The organism is Rhizobium sp. SVR5-9E (assembly GCF_056755095.1).
Genome location: NZ_JBNDHS010000278.1, coordinates 1 through 369 on the forward strand (window position 1 = coordinate 1; position 369 = coordinate 369).

Sequence of the window (369 nt, forward strand, 5' to 3'; positions counted from 1 at the left end):
GTGCTGTTGTCTGCAATGACCAAATCTACCATTGGCATATTTTTCAGTTTTTCATTTAAAGTGGCTCCCGGATATTTATTCTGGAAAGCAATGAAATCCAGTTCGCTTAAAGAAAAGTAAGCGTAAATTTCGCTGATGTCGGATAATAAAGTTAATGGGCTGGGATCTGTTCTTGAAATCAGACTTCCTTTTTTATAAGGAATTCTTCCGATATAACCGCTTACCGGTGCTGTAATCGTTGTAAATCCTACATTGATTTTTGCACTTCCAACGGATGCTCTTGCCTGTGAAGCAGCTGCTACTGCGGCTGCGTAATTTGCTTTTGCAGTCCTAAGCTGAACATCAGAAACTACTTTTGCGGCAACAAGT

1 pseudogene is annotated in these 369 nt (G+C 40.1%); it reads right to left on the minus strand.

The features are described from left to right. Positions 1-369, minus strand: a pseudogene (locus ACPYOJ_RS34780) (hypothetical protein); the annotation flags it as partial.